Origin of the sequence: Snodgrassella sp. W8135, from assembly GCF_016101225.1 — a bacterium.
Lineage (GTDB): Bacteria > Pseudomonadota > Gammaproteobacteria > Burkholderiales > Neisseriaceae > Snodgrassella > Snodgrassella alvi.
Genome location: NZ_JACFQX010000001.1, coordinates 1,277,672 through 1,296,841, shown reverse-complemented (window position 1 = coordinate 1,296,841; position 19,170 = coordinate 1,277,672). Strand labels below are relative to the sequence as shown.

At 41.8% G+C, this 19,170-nt stretch carries 16 protein-coding genes; 2 read left to right on the top strand and 14 right to left on the bottom strand.

Annotation, left to right across the window (positions count from 1 at the left end; all coding sequences use genetic code 11):
- Positions 1 to 328: 328 nt before the first annotated feature.
- On the bottom strand, positions 329 to 835 hold the full coding sequence (gene luxS, locus H3T75_RS05770; RefSeq protein ID WP_174833152.1) for an S-ribosylhomocysteine lyase: 507 nt from the start codon (positions 833 to 835) through the stop codon (positions 329 to 331).
- 19 nt (positions 836 to 854) lie between these two features.
- Positions 855 to 4,790 (bottom strand): phosphoribosylformylglycinamidine synthase, encoded by a 3,936-nt coding sequence (gene purL / locus H3T75_RS05765; RefSeq protein ID WP_198211234.1) that lies wholly within the window; start codon positions 4,788 to 4,790, stop codon positions 855 to 857.
- A gap of 166 nt (positions 4,791 to 4,956) precedes the next feature.
- On the opposite strand from purL, the gene H3T75_RS05760 reads away from it, so the two are divergent.
- Positions 4,957 to 5,295: a P-II family nitrogen regulator gene (locus H3T75_RS05760; RefSeq protein ID WP_078475291.1), complete on the top strand. Its 339-nt coding sequence runs from the start codon at positions 4,957 to 4,959 to the stop codon at positions 5,293 to 5,295.
- Between the two features lie 103 nt (positions 5,296 to 5,398).
- Here H3T75_RS05760 and H3T75_RS05755 read toward each other — a convergent pair whose 3' ends face one another.
- From H3T75_RS05755 to dapA, 11 genes are all read right to left on the bottom strand, one after another.
- Positions 5,399 to 5,986 carry a biotin transporter BioY gene (locus tag H3T75_RS05755; protein ID WP_174833154.1) on the bottom strand — a complete coding sequence of 196 codons (588 nt, stop codon included), beginning with the start codon at positions 5,984 to 5,986 and terminating at the stop codon, positions 5,399 to 5,401.
- Positions 5,987 to 6,073: 87 nt separating this feature from the next.
- On the bottom strand, positions 6,074 to 7,411 hold the full coding sequence (gene hslU / locus H3T75_RS05750; RefSeq protein WP_198211233.1) for an ATP-dependent protease ATPase subunit HslU: 1,338 nt from the start codon (positions 7,409 to 7,411) through the stop codon (positions 6,074 to 6,076).
- A gap of 57 nt (positions 7,412 to 7,468) precedes the next feature.
- The gene (gene hslV, locus H3T75_RS05745) at positions 7,469 to 8,002 is read right to left on the bottom strand and encodes an ATP-dependent protease subunit HslV (RefSeq protein WP_025330443.1); all 534 of its coding nucleotides are present in this window, start codon (positions 8,000 to 8,002) and stop codon (positions 7,469 to 7,471) included.
- Between the two features lie 231 nt (positions 8,003 to 8,233).
- On the bottom strand, positions 8,234 to 8,782 hold the full coding sequence (locus H3T75_RS05740; protein ID WP_025330444.1) for a hypothetical protein: 549 nt from the start codon (positions 8,780 to 8,782) through the stop codon (positions 8,234 to 8,236).
- A 257-nt stretch (positions 8,783 to 9,039) separates the two neighbouring features.
- Positions 9,040 to 9,858, bottom strand: coding sequence for a symmetrical bis(5'-nucleosyl)-tetraphosphatase (locus tag H3T75_RS05735; protein ID WP_198211232.1), 819 nt, complete (start codon positions 9,856 to 9,858; stop codon positions 9,040 to 9,042).
- Positions 9,859 to 9,918: 60 nt separating this feature from the next.
- Positions 9,919 to 10,305, bottom strand: coding sequence for a RidA family protein (locus tag H3T75_RS05730; RefSeq protein WP_198211231.1), 387 nt, complete (start codon positions 10,303 to 10,305; stop codon positions 9,919 to 9,921).
- Between the two features lie 30 nt (positions 10,306 to 10,335).
- Positions 10,336 to 11,535 carry a radical SAM family heme chaperone HemW gene (gene hemW, locus H3T75_RS05725; RefSeq protein WP_198211230.1) on the bottom strand — a complete coding sequence of 400 codons (1,200 nt, stop codon included), beginning with the start codon at positions 11,533 to 11,535 and terminating at the stop codon, positions 10,336 to 10,338.
- Positions 11,528 to 12,139, bottom strand: a complete 612-nt coding sequence (rdgB, locus tag H3T75_RS05720) for an RdgB/HAM1 family non-canonical purine NTP pyrophosphatase (protein ID WP_198211229.1) — start codon at positions 12,137 to 12,139, stop codon at positions 11,528 to 11,530. The genes hemW and rdgB overlap by 8 nt, the downstream gene beginning before the upstream one ends.
- A complete protein-coding gene (locus H3T75_RS05715) occupies positions 12,132 to 12,371 on the bottom strand; it encodes an NGO_0222 family membrane protein (protein WP_037394032.1) in 240 nt (79 codons plus the stop codon). Before H3T75_RS05715 ends, rdgB begins: the two co-directional genes overlap by 8 nt.
- Before the next feature lie 1,184 nt (positions 12,372 to 13,555).
- Entirely contained in the window at positions 13,556 to 14,704 is a 1,149-nt protein-coding gene (gene bamC, locus H3T75_RS05710; protein ID WP_078475284.1) for an outer membrane protein assembly factor BamC, read from the bottom strand.
- Between the two features lie 46 nt (positions 14,705 to 14,750).
- On the bottom strand, positions 14,751 to 15,626 hold the full coding sequence (dapA, locus tag H3T75_RS05705; protein WP_025330452.1) for a 4-hydroxy-tetrahydrodipicolinate synthase: 876 nt from the start codon (positions 15,624 to 15,626) through the stop codon (positions 14,751 to 14,753).
- Positions 15,627 to 15,850: 224 nt separating this feature from the next.
- On the opposite strand from dapA, the gene H3T75_RS05700 reads away from it, so the two are divergent.
- A complete protein-coding gene (locus H3T75_RS05700) occupies positions 15,851 to 17,245 on the top strand; it encodes a nucleobase:cation symporter-2 family protein (RefSeq protein WP_084584874.1) in 1,395 nt (464 codons plus the stop codon).
- A 250-nt stretch (positions 17,246 to 17,495) separates the two neighbouring features.
- Here H3T75_RS05700 and H3T75_RS05695 read toward each other — a convergent pair whose 3' ends face one another.
- Positions 17,496 to 18,896 (bottom strand): DHA2 family efflux MFS transporter permease subunit, encoded by a 1,401-nt coding sequence (locus tag H3T75_RS05695; RefSeq protein WP_084584914.1) that lies wholly within the window; start codon positions 18,894 to 18,896, stop codon positions 17,496 to 17,498.
- Between the last annotated feature and the right edge of the window lie 274 nt (positions 18,897 to 19,170).

The following is a 19,170-nucleotide window of genomic DNA, read 5'->3' as shown; positions in this document are numbered from 1 at the left end:
TGGTCAACTGTTATTTCAAACACAATATACTGGTTTTTTGCTTTAAAAAAAAGACTTGTCAAAACTGACTATATCCGCTTCTTGATAATGGTTGGGTTAAGTGAAGTAATGATTTTTGTTGATTGACAAGCAGTTTGCTTTGATTTGTCTCAATTTGAATAAAATTGTAAAAAAAATTATTAATTTTTTTGTTTTATTAGTTTTTTTATATCAGGGGATAAGTTTATGCTGTATATATCTACATTTACAGGGAAAAAGAAAAACTGCCTAAAATATAAGCTCAGCACAGCTTCGTTTAATTTCAGGCAGCAATGACAACGATTAGTATCTAGTGTTGCAATAGTGACTCATCTAGTTTTAAGTCATTGTTGTAATTGATACTAATCTGACTTTCAAGAACTGTTCGGGCAATGGACTTGGCTTCTTCGAGTGAATGCATGGTATAGCTGCCACACTGATAGCGGTTAAGTTCAGGTATGCGGCTCTGATCAGTTACCGCAAGCACATCCTGCATAGATTCCGCCCAGGCTTTGGCCACAGTTGCTTCATCAGGTGTTCCGATCAGACTCATATAAAAACCGGTGCGGCAGCCCATTGGTGAGATATCAATAATTTCTACTTGATCACTGTTAAGATGGTCGCGCATGAATCCGGCAAACAAATGCTCAAGAGTATGCATGCCTTTTTCAGGCAGTATAGTCTGATTCGGTTTGCAGAAGCGTAAATCAAATACAGTAATGTCATCTCCTTTGGGTGTGGTCATATTCTTAGCCACACGTACCGCCGGAGCATGCATACGGGTATGGTCTACAGTAAAACTGTCGAGTAATGGCATGATGATTCCCTCGCAATTATCAGTTTAAAATTTTTCGTGCATTGGCAAACAGACGGTACCAGCCGGACAATTCCGGCCAGTCACGCGGAGCCCAGCTCATTTGCGCTGTCTGGAATACCCGTTCAGGATGCGGCATCATAATGGTGACACGGCCATCCGTACTGCTGACACCGGCAATACCGGCCGGAGAGCCATTCGGGTTGAGCGGATATATATCCGTTACCTGATTTTGACCATCAACATACTGGAGTGCAACAGAAAGATCTGCCGGTATGGTTTCATTGGTCAGGTGAGCAAAATCTGCACGTCCTTCTCCATGACTCACCACTACCGGTAAACTACTGCCGACCATATCAGCCAGAATTAATGATGAGGAAGCCGGAATAGTGACCATGCTCAGACGAGCTTCAAACTGTTCGGAAATATTGCGCCGAAAACTTGGCCAGTTATCTGTACCTGGGATGATTTTAGCCAGATTGCTGAGCATCTGGCAGCCGTTACACACGCCTAGTGTCAGGGTATCCTGTCTGTCAAAGAATTCTGCAAACTGTTGTCGCAGTTGTTCATTAAATAGGATACTTTTTGCCCATCCTTCTCCGGCGCCCAGTACATCACCATAGCTGAATCCGCCACAGGCAGCCAGCAGTTGAAAATCACTTAATTTAACCCGTCCGCTTAGTAAATCACTCATATGAACATCGTAAGTTTCGAAATTAGCGCGGGTAAATGCAGCCGCCATTTCTAATTGTCCGTTAACGCCCTGTTCACGAAGAATGGCAACTTTAGGCTGCTGATGTCGATGAATATAAGGTAAAGCAATATCTTCTTCCGGATTAAAGCTCAGGCTGGCAAATAATTCTGACAGCTGTTCCTGCTCCAGTAAGGCAAATTCACTGTCTGCACAGCAAGGATTATCGCGTAAGCGTTGCATTTGATAACTGGTTTCACTCCACCTCTTTTGCAATTCAACCCGGTTTTCATTGAGTAAAACAGTATTACCATGCTGAACCATTAACCGGTCAGTTGTATTGATGTGACCAAGCACATGTAAAGTTTCAGCCATACCGGCAGAGGCAAAAGCATTCTGAATGCTGGCAAGGTCATCATTGTGTATCTGAATAACCGCACCAAGCTCTTCTGTAAACAGACTGCGTACAGCGGCATCTTGCAGCTTCTGATTCTGGCTGTGCTTATTGGTTTGCCGGATGAGAGATGCAATATCAATAGTCACCCCGATATGGGCAGCAAACATCATTTCAGCCAGTGTTACTACCAATCCGCCATCACTGCGGTCATGATAGGCCAGAATTTTATTTTCCTGAATCAATGACTGAATAAGTGTGAAAAATTTAGAAATAATTTCGGGATTGCTGATATCCGGAGCTAAACCGCAGAGATTTTTCCATACCTGCTGCAAAGCACTTCCACCCATTCGGCTGTACCCCTGACCGAGGTCAATGGCCAACAGAGTAGTATCTGCAATATTCTGTAGCTCGGGTGTCACAGTGTTGAGCACATTCTGAACCGGTGCAAAGGCTGTGATGACAGCAGATAAAGGCGAAACTACCCTTTTTTCTTCACCGGCATCATGCCAGCGTGTTTGCATTGATAATGAATCTTTGCCTACAGGTATACTGATTTGCAGTTTCTGGCACAGTTCGGATACGGCTTTGACAGTCTCATACAGACGGGCATCTTCTCCGGCAAAACCACAGGCAGCCATCCAGTTGGCAGAAAGTTTAATTTTACCCATTTCTCCGATGTCTGTGGCAGCAATATTGGTTAATGCTTCACCAACTGCCATACGCCCTGAGGCTGCACCGGAAAATAAGGCTACAGGTGATTTCTCACCCATACTCATGGCTTCGCCACGTAAGGTATTAAAGCCCATTTTGGTTACAGCAACGTCTGCAACCGGTGTCTGATATCTTCCAATCATCTGATCGCGATGCGTAAGGCCGCCAACACTGCGGTCGCCAATAGTAATCAGAAATTGTTTGCTGGCTACAGCAGGCAGACCTAATACTCTGTATAGGCTTTCACGAATATCTAGTTTACTTCCGTCAAAAGGAGGAATCTCTTCAATAACGGCAGAATCAGTGCGAGTCACTTTAGGAGGTTTGCCCAGTAACACGTCCAGAGGAATATCTACCGGGTTGTTATTGAATAATTCATCACATAATTGCAGCTGGCCATCATCAGTAGCTGTGCCGACAACAGCAAACGGACAACGTTCACGCTGGCATATGGACTGAAATATTTCCAGATTTTCAGGCTGTACTGCCAAAACATAGCGTTCCTGAGCTTCATTACACCAAATCTGCAACGGATTAAGTCCATGTTCTTCAAGTGGTATGCGGCGTAACTGAAAGATTGCCCCGCGGCCGGCATCGTTGACCAGCTCCGGAAAAGCGTTAGATAAACCACCTGCACCAACATCATGGATGGATATAATCGGATTTTCTGAGCCAAGTTGCCAGCAGCGGTCAATAACTTCCTGTGCGCGCCGCTCAATTTCAGGATTACCACGCTGCACTGAGTCGAAATCCAGATCAGCATGATTTGCTCCGGTACTCATACTGGAGGCTGCTCCGCCGCCCAGCCCGATCAGTAAGCCCGGTCCGCCCAGCTGAATAAGTAATGCACCTGCAGGAATATTGTCTTTAAAAACCTGCTGAGCCTGTATATTACCTAGTCCGCCTGCAATCATAATAGGTTTATGAAAGCCGCGCATAGTACCACTGAATAATTCTTCAAAGGTACGGAAATAGCCGAGCAAATTAGGACGACCAAATTCATTATTAAAGGCCGCGCTACCGATCGGGCCATCCAGCATGATATCCAGCGCACTGCTGATATGTGCTGGCTTACCGTACTGATTACGTGTAGTTGTATATTGTTCCCATGGCTGGATAAATTCGGGAATACAAAGATTAGAAACACTGAAACCACTTAAACCTGCTTTAGGACGTGCGCCTTTTCCTGTAGCGCCTTCATCACGGATTTCCCCGCCAGAGCCGGTTGCAGCGCCGGCAAATGGTGCGATAGCGGTAGGGTGGTTATGGGTTTCCACCTTCATCAGAATATGTGTTTCTTCAGTGCTGAATTGATATTTCTGCTGTTGATTTGCCTGTGGGTAAAAGCGTTCTATACTGGCACCGGCAATGATTGATGAATTGTCTTTGTAAGCGACCAGTGTACCTTTAGGATGCGCCTGATGCGTAGCCCGAATCATGCCAAACAGAGATTCAGGTTTGGCTTCATCATCAACAATAAATTTGGCATTAAATATTTTGTGTCGACAATGTTCTGAGTTTGCCTGAGCAAACATCATCAGTTCTACATCGGTAGGATTACGTTGCAGTTGCTGATAATTTTCAACCAGATAATCTATTTCATCTGCGGATAATGCCAGCCCCATTTGCTGGTTAGCTGCTTGTAGAGCTGTTTTGCCATTTGCCAGTATGTCAATACTGGTAAAACTTTTTGCCGCAGTTGTGTGAAACAGTTGTGCAGCGTCCGCTACAGCAGTTAGTACACTTTCTGTCATGCGGTCGTGTAGTATGGTTTGCCAGCTATCCTGTTCCTGCTGACTAAGCTCGCGCGAAAATGAATACAGGATGCCGCGCTCAATGCGCTCAATTACGTTTAGTCCGCAATTGTGTGCAATATCGGTTGCTTTGGATGCCCACGGTGAAATAGTGCCTAGACGGGGTGTAACCAATAATTGCGTGCCTGTCAGAGTATTGCTGTTCTGATGGGTAGCACGTAAAAGTTGAAGCAGTTTTTGCTGTTGACCAGAATCAAGTTCGGTGGCTGAAGCTACAAAATAGCGATATTCGCTGTTTATCTGAATATTACAATCCAGTTGTAATTTGGCTGCCTGCTGTAACAATTTTTCGATACGAAACGGGGATAGTGCGGCCTCGCCGCACAGTGACAGAACAACTGACATGATGAGAGTAGCTCACTTTAGTAGTGGGTTTTGGCTGAAACGCAATTTTACGCGAAAAATAAGTGCTTTGCTTAAATTTATGTTATTAAATCATGGTAGTTTGAGTTTCAGATAAGGATATGGTAGTTTTTAGCACTGTGGATACAGTAAAAAGGAACATGGCGGCATGAAAAAAATTGAAGCAATTGTTAAACCGTTTAAGCTGGATGATGTACGTGAAGCTTTGTCTGATGTAGGTTTCAGCGGAATGACTGTATCTGAGGTCAAAGGTTTTGGTCGGCAGAAAGGACATACAGAAATTTATCGCGGCGCTGAATACGCAGTAGATTTTCTACCCAAGGTAAAAATTGAACTGGTATTACCGGACGATAGAGTTGAGCAGGCGATTGAGGTAATTATTGCCGCTGCTCATTCCGGCAAAATCGGAGATGGTAAAATTTTTGTATTGCCGGTAGAAAGCGCTATTCGTATTCGGACCGGAGAGCGGGACGATACGGCAATTTAAAAAATAGTCCGAATAAATAGAAAACCGTCTGAGAATAGCAGTGATAACATGATCCAAGTGTGTTGCTACATTGCTTTCGTACGGTTTTCTTATCTTGAAGATATTAGCTTGGCTTTTTACCAAATTGCCACAGAGTGAACATAATAGTCGCAGCAATAAAAAATTTAAGTAAATCAAAACCGGCAAATGGCAGATAGCCTAATTGCAATGCATGATAAATACTGGTATGCAAATAAAAAGCCAGATAAAAAACACCAAAGACAAATATAACCTGATGAGCAAGTGCAAAGGCGCATAATCCGCTGAAAAAATGTCGGTCATAACCTCTTTCAGCAGCCCAGCCGGCGATATATGCACTGAATATGAAACCATACAGATAACCGGCAGAGGCTGATACCAATACATTTATTCCGCCATGCCCACCCGCAAAAAAGGGCAGACCACAGGCGCCGAGCAGCAAATATTCAAGTATGGCTAATACAGCGAGCTTTCGCCCTAAAAATGCACCGAGCAGTAAAACTGCCAGCGATTGCAGCGACAAAGGGACGGGGTGCAGAGGAATGCTTATATTGGCTGATATAGCCATTAATAATGCTGCTAATGTAGTAGCAAGTAATTGGTGCGACCACTGGGTTAACCTATAGTGCTGTAAAAGATAAGGCTGATAGGTTCGCGATAAAATTGAGGTCATGGATTGGTTATATTTAGTTGAATATCAGGGAGAAAAAAAGAGGTTCGCAATTAATAAAAAAGCGGCCGAAGCCGCTTGAATATAAAATTACAATACGTAACGAGCCAGATCCTCACGTTCAGCTATATCCTGTAAACGCGCATCAACGTAAGCTGCATCGATGGTTATATCGCCGGCAGGCGCATCAAAGGAAACTTCTTCAAGTAATTTTTCCATAACCGTATGCAATCGGCGTGCTCCAATATTTTCGGTTTTTTCATTAACCTGAAAAGCGATTTCAGCAATACGGGCAATGCCGTCATCAGTAAATTGCAGATTGACATCATCAGTAGCCAGTAAAGCAGAGTATTGTTCAGTCAAATTAGCGTGGGTCGTTGTCAGAATGGCTTTAAAGTCGTCTACACTCAGATTATCCAGCTCAACACGAATCGGAAAGCGCCCCTGTAATTCTGGGATTAGATCACTGGGTCGATTAAGATGAAATGCGCCAGATGCAATAAATAAAACATGATCAGTTTTAATCATGCCATACTTAGTCTGTACAGTTGTCCCTTCAACCAGAGGCAGTAAATCACGCTGCACACCCTGACGTGAAACATCTCCGCCATGGCGACTGCTGTCAGTAGCAATTTTATCGATTTCATCCAAAAATACGATGCCATTTTGTTCAACTGACTTAATTGCCTGTTCACGTAATTCTTCTTCGCTTACCAGTTTAGCTGCTTCTTCATCCAGCAGTAATTTCATGGCAGCGCTTACTTTCATTTTCTGAGCTTTTGTTTTACCATGTCCCATGCTGCTGAACATATCTTGCAACTGATTCGTGAAGTCTTCCATTCCCGGAGGGCCCATAACAGACATGGTCGGAGAAGGATTAGCGGCAACCTCAATCTCGATTTCCTTATCGTCAAGCTCGCCTTTACGCAGCATCTGACGGAATTTCTGCCGGGTATGATTTTCCGGTTGAGTTTCCTGTGGCTCACCGGCAAAACCGACACTGCGTGGCGGAGGCAGCAGGGCATCCAGAATGCGGTTTTCTGCGGCATCCTGAGCACGGTCGCGGTTTTTAGCAATTGTCTGGTTGCGAATGTTTTTCAGGGCAATTTCAATCAAATCACGAATAATACTGTCAACATCACGGCCTACATAGCCTACTTCAGTAAATTTGGTAGCTTCTACCTTAATAAAAGGTGCGTTGGCCAGACGGGCAAGTCTGCGGGCTATTTCAGTTTTACCTACACCAGTAGGCCCGATCATCAGAATATTTTTCGGAACGATTTCGCTTTGTAAGGGTTCGGCAACGCGACTGCGGCGATACCGGTTTCTCAGCGCTACTGCTACTGCACGTTTGGCCTGAGTTTGCCCGATAATATGATTATCTAATTCATGAACGATTTCGCTCGGGGTCATTACAGATGTACTCATCTTGTTCCAATCTTGAGATATGACCGTTTTAAAATACAAATTAAACGGCCAATAAAATTACAAGGTTTCAATAGTGTGGCTCTGATTTGTGTAAATGCAGATGTCACCGGCAATCTCGAGGGACTTTTTAACTACTTCAGCCGGTTCAAGCTCGGTATTTTCCATTAATGCACGTGCTGCCGACTGGGCAAAAGCACCACCGGAACCAATAGCTGCAATGCTTTGTTCCGGTTCGAGCACATCACCATTTCCGGTAATTACCAGTGTGTTTTTTTTATCAGCCACAATTAACATTGCTTCCAGACGGCGTAATGCGCGATCGGTACGCCATTCTTTAGCCAGTTCAATTGCAGCCAGCATCAGTTTACCCTGATGTTTTTGCAATTTACTTTCAAATAGTTCTATCAGGGTAAATGCATCGGCGGTACCACCGGCAAAACCGGCCAGCACCTGATTGTTATACAGTTTGCGCACTTTGCGTGCAGTCCCTTTAATAATGGTATTACCCAGTGTCACTTGACCATCTCCACCGATGGCGACGTTTTCACCGCGGCGAACGGAAATAATGGTTGTACCGTCGAATTGTTGCATGTCTCGTGATCCTTTGCTGACCAGCAGCCGGATAGCTGCCGGAGAAAATAACTGCATTTAAATAAGGGCAGTTATTACCGCTTTCAAGTTAAACCATGATTTATTCTGATTTATTAGAATTTGTCTATCACTCCGGCTGGCTAGTACAGATACTAAGCAGGAGAGTTTTTTATTCATATATAAAATAAAAACGGCAACCTGAAAGGTTGCCGTTGTTCAAAACACAATCAATTATTTTTTGTGTTTGTATACTTTTTTGGTAGTAACAGTTTTGGTGGTTTTAACAGTTTTGGTTTTAGCCGGAGCTACTGCCACTGTACCATTATCTATTACGCAGTTCTGGGTAACGATTTGCGGAACAATTTTTTCCTGACCGTTAATTACCTGTTTGCTTGGCTGTAACAGACCCAGAGCACCAACTTTATCTACAGTATCGCTGTTGGCAATAGCGGTTTTCCAAGTAATGCCTTCGGGAGAAACGAAAGTATTGTAGTTAACATCACGTGCATCACGCATCATTACAGGAGAAAGTCTGCCCTGATAATTTACCTGAGCTGCCACGACGTTCTGACCTTGCAATCCATACATTACAGTCAAACGGTTTTTAGCTGCACCAGTACCGCACAAATAAGCTACTTCTTTACGCGCATCAATCTGTACATTCGCTGTAGTTGCTGCAGGTACGGCTACCTGTGTAGAAGGTGCTTTATGATGATGTTTTGATGCACAACCGGTAACAGCCAGCATCAACAATACAGCCGGGACAAGAACTTTTTTCATGACAACTCCTTATAAGCATTTATGAATGAATCTTCTGATAACATAAACCATCATACTTGGCTTAGGTAAAGATGCAATAGCTGTATCTTAGTCTTTTTTAGCTAATGTAGGGTAGTATTAAATAATACAGTTTAAACGTTATCGTTATTGTATTAATAGTACATGAATAAAAAATTCTTCACAACATCATGTTTCAAGTGAAATATTTGTTTTCAAGGCCAACTATTAGTATGTGAAGGTCATTATTTTAACTGTATTTAATTTTCAATATTTAACTTTATTTCACTTGGTATCTGTACCACGCTTCTGTCATTCAGATTAAATGCTGTTAGGCTACCCCCCCATAAAGCACCGGTATCCACACACACAACATGATCGGCCTGATAAAAACCTAATGCCGACCAATGACCGAATAGAATGGTTTTATCGATATTTTGTCGGTGCGGCGCCTTAAACCATGGAATATGATGTGCTGGTATATTAATGAGCGTCCCTTTATAATCAAAATCCATTGCTCCATCATCAGTCAGTGCACGCATCCGGGTAAAACTGTTAGTGATAAAACGCAATCTCTCATCGCCACTGAGATTATTGTTCCAGCGAACAGGTTTATTTCCATACATTTGGGAAAAAAAATGTTCCGGAGTATTTTGCAATACGGTTTCCACTTCCTGAGCCAGTAGCTGTGCCTGATCGCTTGTCCATTCAGGCCATATCCCTGCATGTACCATGACATAATTGTCCTGCTGGTGATATAAGGGCTGTCGGAGTAACCAGTCAATTAATTGTTTTCTGTCGGGCGCATTCAGAATGTCACTGATTGTATCTGCACGTTTGAGTTTGCCATAACCATAATGCAGTGCAAGTAAATGTAAGTCATGATTTCCCAGAATAGTCTGCATACAGCCATCATGCTGTTTTACCAGACGCAATGTGGCCAGTGATTGCGGACCCCGGTTTACCAGATCTCCAGTAAGCCATAAGGTATCAGTACCGGGATTAAAATTCAGTTTGTCCAGCAGTTTTTTAAACTCTGTCAGACATCCCTGTAAATCACCAATCACATACTGTGCCATGTTCATCTCCCGAGAAATCGGGATAAACCTAATCAAACTGGTTTGTCCCGATTTGTCTGTTTACTTGTCCAGTACCAGAATGGCTTCAGCTTCAACCAAAGCACCTTTAGGTAAAGCAGAAACTTCAACAGCAGCACGAGCTGGATAAGGAGTTGTAAAGTATTGCGCCATAATCTCATTAAACGTAGAAAAATTACTCAAATCAGTCAGATAGGCATTTACTTTTACCAAATCATTCAGACTGCCTCCGGCTGCTTCTGCAACTGCCCGGAGATTTTTAAACACCTGATGTGCCTGTTCAGCAAAACCGCCATCAACGATTTGCATTGTTTCAGCTACTAACGGAATCTGACCGGAAAGATATACTGTATTGCCAGCACGCACTGCTTGTGAATAAGCACCGATAGCGACCGGTGCTTTCTCAGTATGAATAATATTTTTTCCCATGTTTTTACTCCTTGGTATGAAAAGGGGTTATCAGTCTTTCAAAAATAAAGCCAGTAAATTGTTCAGAAAAGTACGTCCGAGTGCAGTCGGACGTAAGTTTAACGGATCTGCGTCCATTAAACCTCGCTCTACGGCCTGAGTAATCGCATATTGAATGGAGGTAACAGGCAAGCCGGTACGCTCGCTAAACCATGTAGTAGGAACTCCGTCAGTTAATCTCAGGGCATTCAGCATAAATTCAAAAGGTAAATCCTGTGCAGAAATTTGCCGGCGGACAATAGCACACTGAGGTTGCTGCTGCATCGCTTGCAGATAATCTTTCGGATGCCTGCACCGAGTAGTGCGCTCAATTGCCTGAGCACTGGATATCTTACCATGAGCGCCAGCTCCGATACCGATATAATCGCCAAATTGCCAGTAGTTCAGATTATGCCGGCATTGTTGCTGAGGGTGGGCGAAGGCAGACGTTTCATAATGATGAAAACCTGCCTGTGACAGTGATGTATGTACCGCTTCTTCTATATCAGCAATATGGTCATCATCCGGTAGCTTCGGAGGAGGTGAATGGGCAAAAGGTGTATTGGGTTCCAGTGTAAGCTGATAAGCACTAATGTGCCTTACGCCAGTTGCAATTGCTGTATTAATATCTTCCTTTGCCTGTTCGACAGTTTGTCCTGGTAAGGCGTACATCAAATCAATATTGAGTTTAGGAAACAGGATTAAGCCTGATTCAATGGCATTTAGTGCTTCTTTGCGGTTATGAATTCTACCCAGTGCAGTCAGTTTGTCATTGGCAAAACTTTGTACTCCGATGGAAAGCCGGTTTATACCAGCTGCTGCATAGTCTGCAAAACGATCGCGTTCAAATGTGCCCGGATTGGCTTCAAGGGTAATTTCTGCTGTGGGTATCAGATTAACCCGTGCACGAATGCCGCTTAAGAGCTTTTCAAATGCAGATGCGGAAAACAGACTGGGTGTCCCTCCGCCGATAAAAATTGTGTGAACAGACCTACCCCAGAAATAAGGCAGTTCAGTTTCCAGATCAGTTAATAAGGCAGCAATATACTTCTGCTCATCCAGTTCCTGCTTAAGCTGATGCGAATTGAAGTCGCAATACGGACATTTGCGAACACACCATGGAATATGAATATACAGAGATAGTGGCGGTAAACTGGTCAAAGCTGGCGTAACAGAATGCGGTATTTGCAGAGAAACGGGAAACTCAGACATGAGTATTCAGACCATACTGCTGACGCAGTTTATCCATTAAAATATTTAATGCCTGAGCACGATGATTTATACGGTTTTTTTCTTCCTGACTCATTTGTGCAGCAGTCAGTTTCTGGTCTGGAACATAAAAATGCGGATCGTATCCAAAACCATTGCTTCCTGCAGCAGAGGATTGCCACAGCCCAGACCAATTGGCTTCAGCAATTAATGGCTGTGGATCATCAGGATGACGCACTAAAACCAGTACGCATACATAAAACACACTTTTGTCATCACAATTGCGTAATTCATCATCCAGCTTGGCATTGTTGGCTGTATCTGATTTTGGTTCCGTACCTGCATAACGTGCTGAATGGACGCCAGGTTTGCCATGCAGTGCATTGGCACAAATACCAGAATCATCGGCTAATGCCGGTAAGCCACTATAACGGCTGGCATGACGTGCTTTAGCAAGTGCATTTTCAACAAATGTGACATAAGGTTCAGGGCACTCAGGAATATTAAATTCAGACTGCGGAACAACTTCGATATTTAAAGAATTAAACAGGCGGCTGAATTCAGCCAGCTTGCCCTGATTATTACTGGCAAGAACAATTTTATTCATGGTTTACATCATTTGAGGATAACACTTGATTAATTTGCCGGTATGCACGTTCACGCAAAGTAAACGCCAGCGCAGCAAATTGCCCCAGTACACTAATGAAAGCGAGTAAACAGCAGATTATCGCAATAGTGTGCTGTTGATGTACCCAATAATAACAGCCCAGCGCAACCCAGCCAATAAACATAAATGTACATGAAGCCAGAATGAGTAATAAAAGTTTGAGTTTCGTCATTCGTGGATGCTTTAAAAAGATATAAATTGGCTGGACAGATTGGTTAATTAAGAAAGATACAGCTATTTACGATTATTACTTACAGCCGGAATAAAATAAATCAGTTTATAAATCAATTTTAAGTAAAAAAATATGAGTTATTTATAAAATACAGATTAATATTAATTATAGTGATTTCATAAACTGAAAAATTTTATTTTTTTCCCAATGAAGTAAAATCTGTAGTTGTTTCAGATTTCTGCTGATTCTCTTGTTTCATTTTGGTTAATTTAAAGGTCAAAGGCATTTCTCCGATAGCCATAATTGCACCTAGGATAAAAAATGTTTTACTATAAATTGTCAGTTGCTGATCTTTATTATAGAGAAAAAATCCGATACCGAGAAAGATTACAAACATAAGGCTTGTGCAGATATGCATTATAATTAATTTTTTCATTAGTCTGACATTATAAAAGGTTAAAGAAGAAATTCCAGCCAATTATATACAGAAAATCTGTTAAATGAAAACTATTGTAAATATTTAAATAATAAATATTTACAACTTATAGTTAAAAATATGCATATAAAATAAATTAATATTATTGAAAATGGATATTGAATTAATTTAAGTTTCGATTAATTTTAATTATTTTAATGGTAAATGGCGTTAGTATTATTAAGCCGAAAGCAGCAATAACAAAGCAGGTGATACTATACCATAATGGAAAGCGTATATCCGCAAAGAATATTGTACCGATAACTAAAGCTCCAATTACGGTCATTGAAAGAACACAATAACTAACAATTAATTTTTTCATATTTGACACTTCAGAATTTTTTATTTTCTATCTTTAGAATCTGTTTATCTGTCTAATAGACAAGAAAACCGGTTTTATAATAAACAGATTGAACAGTAAAAAAGATTGTATAAAAATAATTTTATTTTTAAAAGATATAAATATTAAATCGTTAGTATGTAATTTAAAAAAGTATTTGATAAGTAATTTAATCGAATCCTGAAAACAGCATAAAACAAAAATCCCGTGTCAGTTAAGTTAATCTTAAAGTAATTAATTAGCTCTGATTAGAAATCAAACAATCCATTTAATCCAAATTGATTCTAATTATTTAATTAGGCGACCTGAAATAAAAGTCTGGGTAGTTGTTTGGTTTAAAAAAGCCTGCATAAGCAGGCTTTTTTAAAGTTAGCGTAATTGCTGATCCAGTTGCTGAAGCCATTTTGTGGCATCTTTTCCGGTATATATTGTGCCATCTTCATTGGCCAGAGTGACACGTGTTCCGCCATCCTTGAGAGGTATTGCCAGTACCATCAGACGAGGTTGCTGTTTTGGCTGTTGCTGTTGTTCAGCTTTTTTGCTACGTCCGAACATACGTCCGAATAATCCTGGTTTTTTATTAGAAACAGAAGAGGCTTCTGCAGCAGCTACTTCAACCAGATAAGCATATTGACTCTGGTTTTCGCCAATTACATTCAGACCAACACGATCCAGAGCCAGTGCAACACGTCTCCAGTTACGTTCCTGAGGTCCAAGCAGGTAAATACTATTGCCATCAATTTTGGCTAGATTGTATTCATTCGGGTTTTGTTTTTGGGCAGCTATCTGTTGCTGTACCTGTTTGGCGTCTGCACCAAGATATTGCATAAAGCGCGCAAGAAATGCTGCTTCCAGCTCAGGCTCATTTGGTCTTGGCTGCCATGCAGTGCTGTCACCATCTTTGCTGGTATAGACTTCTTTCATACCTTTCTGGCTGAAGAATACATCTGTACCGCCTTTGCTATTACGTTCCAGACGGATAGTAAACATATCCCGCTCGCCGCTGGAGTAAACACCACCCAGACCTACTTTTTCGAATATACCGCGAATCACATCAGATGGCAGTTTGGCACGGTTTTCCGCCCAGTTGGTTTGCATCAGACCAATGGATGGTTCTTCACGCTCGATGGTAAAGCCCTGTTCCTGCCAGAATGCTCTGAGCAGCGGCCATAATTCAGCAGCTTGCTTGTTATCGATAGTCAGCCAGCGAATACTGCCATCACGTTGTAAATGAATATTCGGTACCTGAGTCAGTACCTGTGCATTCGCATTATTCTGAGTTTTGCCTGCTTTCTTGTTCATGTCACTGGCACGTACAGCCCCATTAATCAGTGTACTGCCAGGTGCACTAAAGCGGTTCCCCTGATTCGGATCAGTCAAATCAGGAGGTACATCCAGCTGAACAATTTTTTTATTGTCAGACTGATAATCCAGTTTAGGCAGGTTATCTTTTTTGCTGGCACAGGCGGCAAGACTGGCTGCCAGCAGGGTTAGTGCAACGGTTTTACTTATATTCATATCGGCCACTTTCAGTGTGCATTACAATGACAATGTAGGCTTGTGTTTAAATTAATTCGGCTTCCTGCATGGCGGCTAACACGACAGCCTGTCCGGCAGGAGTTAATTCAGTAATAGGTAGTCGGCAAACCGGATTGATTTTACCCAGTTTAGACAGTGCCCATTTCGTTGGTGCAGGGCTTGGTTCACAGAAAAGATCACCATGCAGACGCTGTAATTTATCATTTAAAGCGCGTGCACCGGTAATATCTCCGCGCAAAGCTGCATGACACATATCTGCAAACAATTTCGGAGCAACGTTAGCAGTAACGCTGATCACACCATGACCACCGCACAGTAAAAATGCCAGGGCAGTAGGATCATCACCGGAATAAACTGCAAAATTTTCAGGTACGTGCTTAAACAGATAACATGCACGGCCAATGTTGCCAGTGGCTTCTTTAATACCAACAATATTGTCAATTTCTGCCAGACGTAAGGCTGTGTCCGGTTGCATATCGGCAACAGTGCGACCCGGGACATTATACAAAATCATGGGGATACTGGTTGCTTCGGCAATAGTTTTAAAGTGGCGGTAGATACCTTCCTGATTCGGTTTATTGTAGTAGGGTACTACAGACAAAGTCATATCTGCACCAGCCTGCTGAGCCTCCTGAGCCAGATAAATTGCTTCATGAGTATTGTTGGCACCAGTACCGGCAATTACTTTCACACGTCCGGCTACATGTTCTACAGCAGTTTTGATGACATTCAAATGCTCATCCACGCTGAGTGTGGCTGATTCACCGGTTGTTCCCACGGCGACAATGGCATCGGTTCCGGACTCGATATGCCAGTCAATAAGCTGTTTGTATTGTTCATAATCAATACTGCCATCTTCATGCATAGGCGTTACGATGGCAACCAGGCTGCCTGTCAACATAATTCTACCCTTTACAGGTGAGCTAAAAATGTGATGATTGTAGCGTATTTTTTGCTTACATGGAAAACTGCCGGTATTCGAACCACTTTTGATAAAAGTAGTTTGCTTGTGTTAAAGATTCTATTCCTCAATAGTTTGCTCTAGATTAAACAGTGCCGTATCGCTTAAAATACGCTGCTTTATATACATTTCACACATGCATAAAGCAAATAAGGAAGGATGACATGGCCGATAATTCCTCTGTTCGTAAGCAGAATGAACACTCTGATTTGGTCTATGGTCTGGAGGAAAAACCTCCTGTTTTAAATGGTTTGCTCAGTGCATTAACCCATTTACTCGCTCTTTTTGTTCCTATGGTGGCGCCGGCTCTTGTGGTGGGCGGTGCGCTGAAACTGCCGGCTGACATGACTGCTTATCTGGTCTCAATGTCTATGGTAGCTTCAGGTGTAGGTACTTATATTCAGGTACACCGCTTTGGTGTTATTGGTTCGGGGCTGTTATCAATTCAATCAGTTAATTTTTCATTTGTCACTGTCATGATTGCGCTGGGGCTGGGCATGAAAGAAAGCGGGATGAATGAAAATACTATGATTTCAACTTTACTGGGCGTCTCATTCGTGGGCGCCTTTTTAGTAATCGGGGCATCATGGCTGTTACCTTTTCTGAAAAAAATCATCACACCTACTGTAAGCGGAGTTGTGGTATTGATGATAGGCCTGAGTCTTATTCATGTCGGTATTACTGACTTTGGCGGTGGTCTTACTGCAAAAGCAAATCATACTTTTGGTTCATGGTCTAATCTGGCTCTGTCCACATTTGTACTGTTTACTGTATTGTTATTTAACTGTTTTAAAAATGCATGGTGGCGTATGGCCGGCATTGCGGTAGGTTTGATATCAGGTTATGTAATTGCTATTTTTATGGGAATTGTAGATTTTTCCAATCTGCACGATTTACCCTTAATTACAATACCGATTCCATTTAAATACGGCTTTGCTTTTGACTGGCATGCTTTTATGGTGGCCGGTACCATTTATCTTTTAAGTGTATTTGAAGCAGTAGGTGATTTAACTGCTACCGCCATGATTTCTAATCAGCCGGTAGATGGTCCGTCGTACACAAACCGTTTACGCGGCGGAGTAATGGCTGATGGTCTGGTATCCGTAATTGCTACAGCACTGGGTTCATTGCCGTTAACCACTTTTGCTCAGAATAATGGCGTAATTCAGATGACGGGAGTTGCTTCACGGCATGTCGGTAAATATATTGCTGCTATTCTGATTATACTTGGCTTATTTCCATGGGTTGGTGCTATTTTTACCACTATACCCAGTCCGGTTTTAGGTGGCGCAATGGTGGTTATGTTCGGTTTGATTGTCACCGCCGGTATCAGAATTATTATTACTGCTGGTATCCGACGCCGTGAAGCAGTTATCTGTGCTACATCACTGGGGCTTGGTCTGGGTGTGGCTTTTGAACCGGAAGTGTTTGCTCAGTTACCAATATTGTTTCAAAATCCGATTTGTATGGGCGGAATTGTAGCGATTATTCTAAATATAGTGTTGCCACATGATAAAAGTGAACCGGCTGTTTATTTAAGTGACGACATTCCACATTAATTAATATCTGAAAAAAGGCTGCCGAAAATATTGGCAGCTTTTTTATAAATTTAAAATAATGATTTTAAATAGTAAGTTCTACTTTAATTAATGAATACTATAAGTTATAGGGAAAAGTTTAATTATCTGTAATTCTGGGTGGTATTAGTATTGTATTAAAAATTACTTTTAATTTTGTATTATTCTTTGATTTAATAACAATATCCGGCAGGTAAGGAGTTTGTTTTGTCAGAATTCAGAAAATTGTTATCTATGCTTTTTCCTTTGAAAGCAGATTAGCACCGTCAGTTGAATGCAGACGGGCAAATATCCAGCTTGAAAGCAGAGTAAACACGCCGAGAATAATAAAAGTAATGCGAAACGCGGTAGTAATATTGTGATTGATAAAGCTGGCACGACTGAAAGATTGTAAAAGTAATGCGCCAATTGCTATACCGAAACTTAATGCCAGTTGCTGGTTAACAGCCATCAGACTGGTGCCGCTGCTAACCTGATTAGGGCGTAAATCAGCCAGTGTAATGGTATTCATACCAGTAAACTGCAAAGAGTTACAAGCGCCCAAAATACACAGATGTAATAATATCAACCATTGCGGTGTACTAGCACTGATTAAAGCGAGTGACATAATCAGTATACCGATAATACGTGTGTTCCAGGCAAGTGTATTACGATAACCAAAATGATTCATTAAAGGCTTCAGAAAGGGTTTGGCAAATATAGCCGCCAAAGCAAGAGGCATCAGCAGCCAGCCTGAATTTACCGCATCATAGTTAAAAGCAACCTGAAATAATAAAGGCAATAATAAAGGCAGGGCGCTCATGCCAAGGCGGCTTACTAAATTACCTGCCAGTCCCAGACGAAATGTACGCACCAGAATTAAATGCGGAGGATACAAAGCACAGTTGTTCTGGCGTGCATGAGCAAGATAGGCAAATAAAGCGCCAATACCAGCAATAGCCATCATACAACCAAATAAAATATTATTAGCATGTGACATGGTTTCAAAAGTAAGCGTCATGCAAAAAGCAGATGCCGAAAACAGAAAGAAACCTAATCCATCAAAGTAATTTGCCGGACGGTTAAAATTGGGCATGATATACCAGGTAACCAGTAATCCTAATAACCCTATCGGTACATTAAGCAAAAATATCCAGTGCCAGCTGGTATATACCACAAGATAGCCACCAATAATTGGCCCCAGTACCGGTCCGATCAGTGCCGGCATGATGGCATAGTTCATAACAGTTATGAGTTTAGAGCGGTCGTAGGCCTGCATCATGGTTAAACGGGCTACCGGTGTTAGCATTGCGCCACCTAAACCCTGAATGATTCTGGCCAGTACCAGCAAAGCCAGATTATTACTTGCAGCACACAGTACAGATCCAATAATAAATATGACCATAGAACCCATAAAGAGTTTACGAGTTCCTAATTTATCCGACAGAAAACCAGACAGAGGCATCATTATTGCTAGCGTTAGCGCATAAGCAATAATTGCTGATTGCATATTAAGTGGTGACTGCCCAAGATCGGCAGCCATTGAGGGCAGAGCAGTATTCAGGATAGTAGCATCCAGCTGCTGCATAAAAATGGCTATAGCCAACAAAATGGGCAAAAAGCGTGAAGGTTTACTGTCGTTAATAGAAGCCATAATTGTTGTTTATCAATAATGGATTCATTTATTATAACAGAATCATGTAATGCATTATTTTGTTAATATAAAAGCATAAATTTATGAAAGTATATTTTTTATATTCATAATTTTAAGATAATAAATGTATATAAGAAGTATTTATGCTTTAAGGTTGATATATGTTTTATTATGGTAGATTAATAACGCGAAGCAGGCATGCATTACCAAATTCTGATAAGTAATTTTTTTATAAAATATAGGTTTGTTGAGTTTGTTTATAATGTTAGGATAA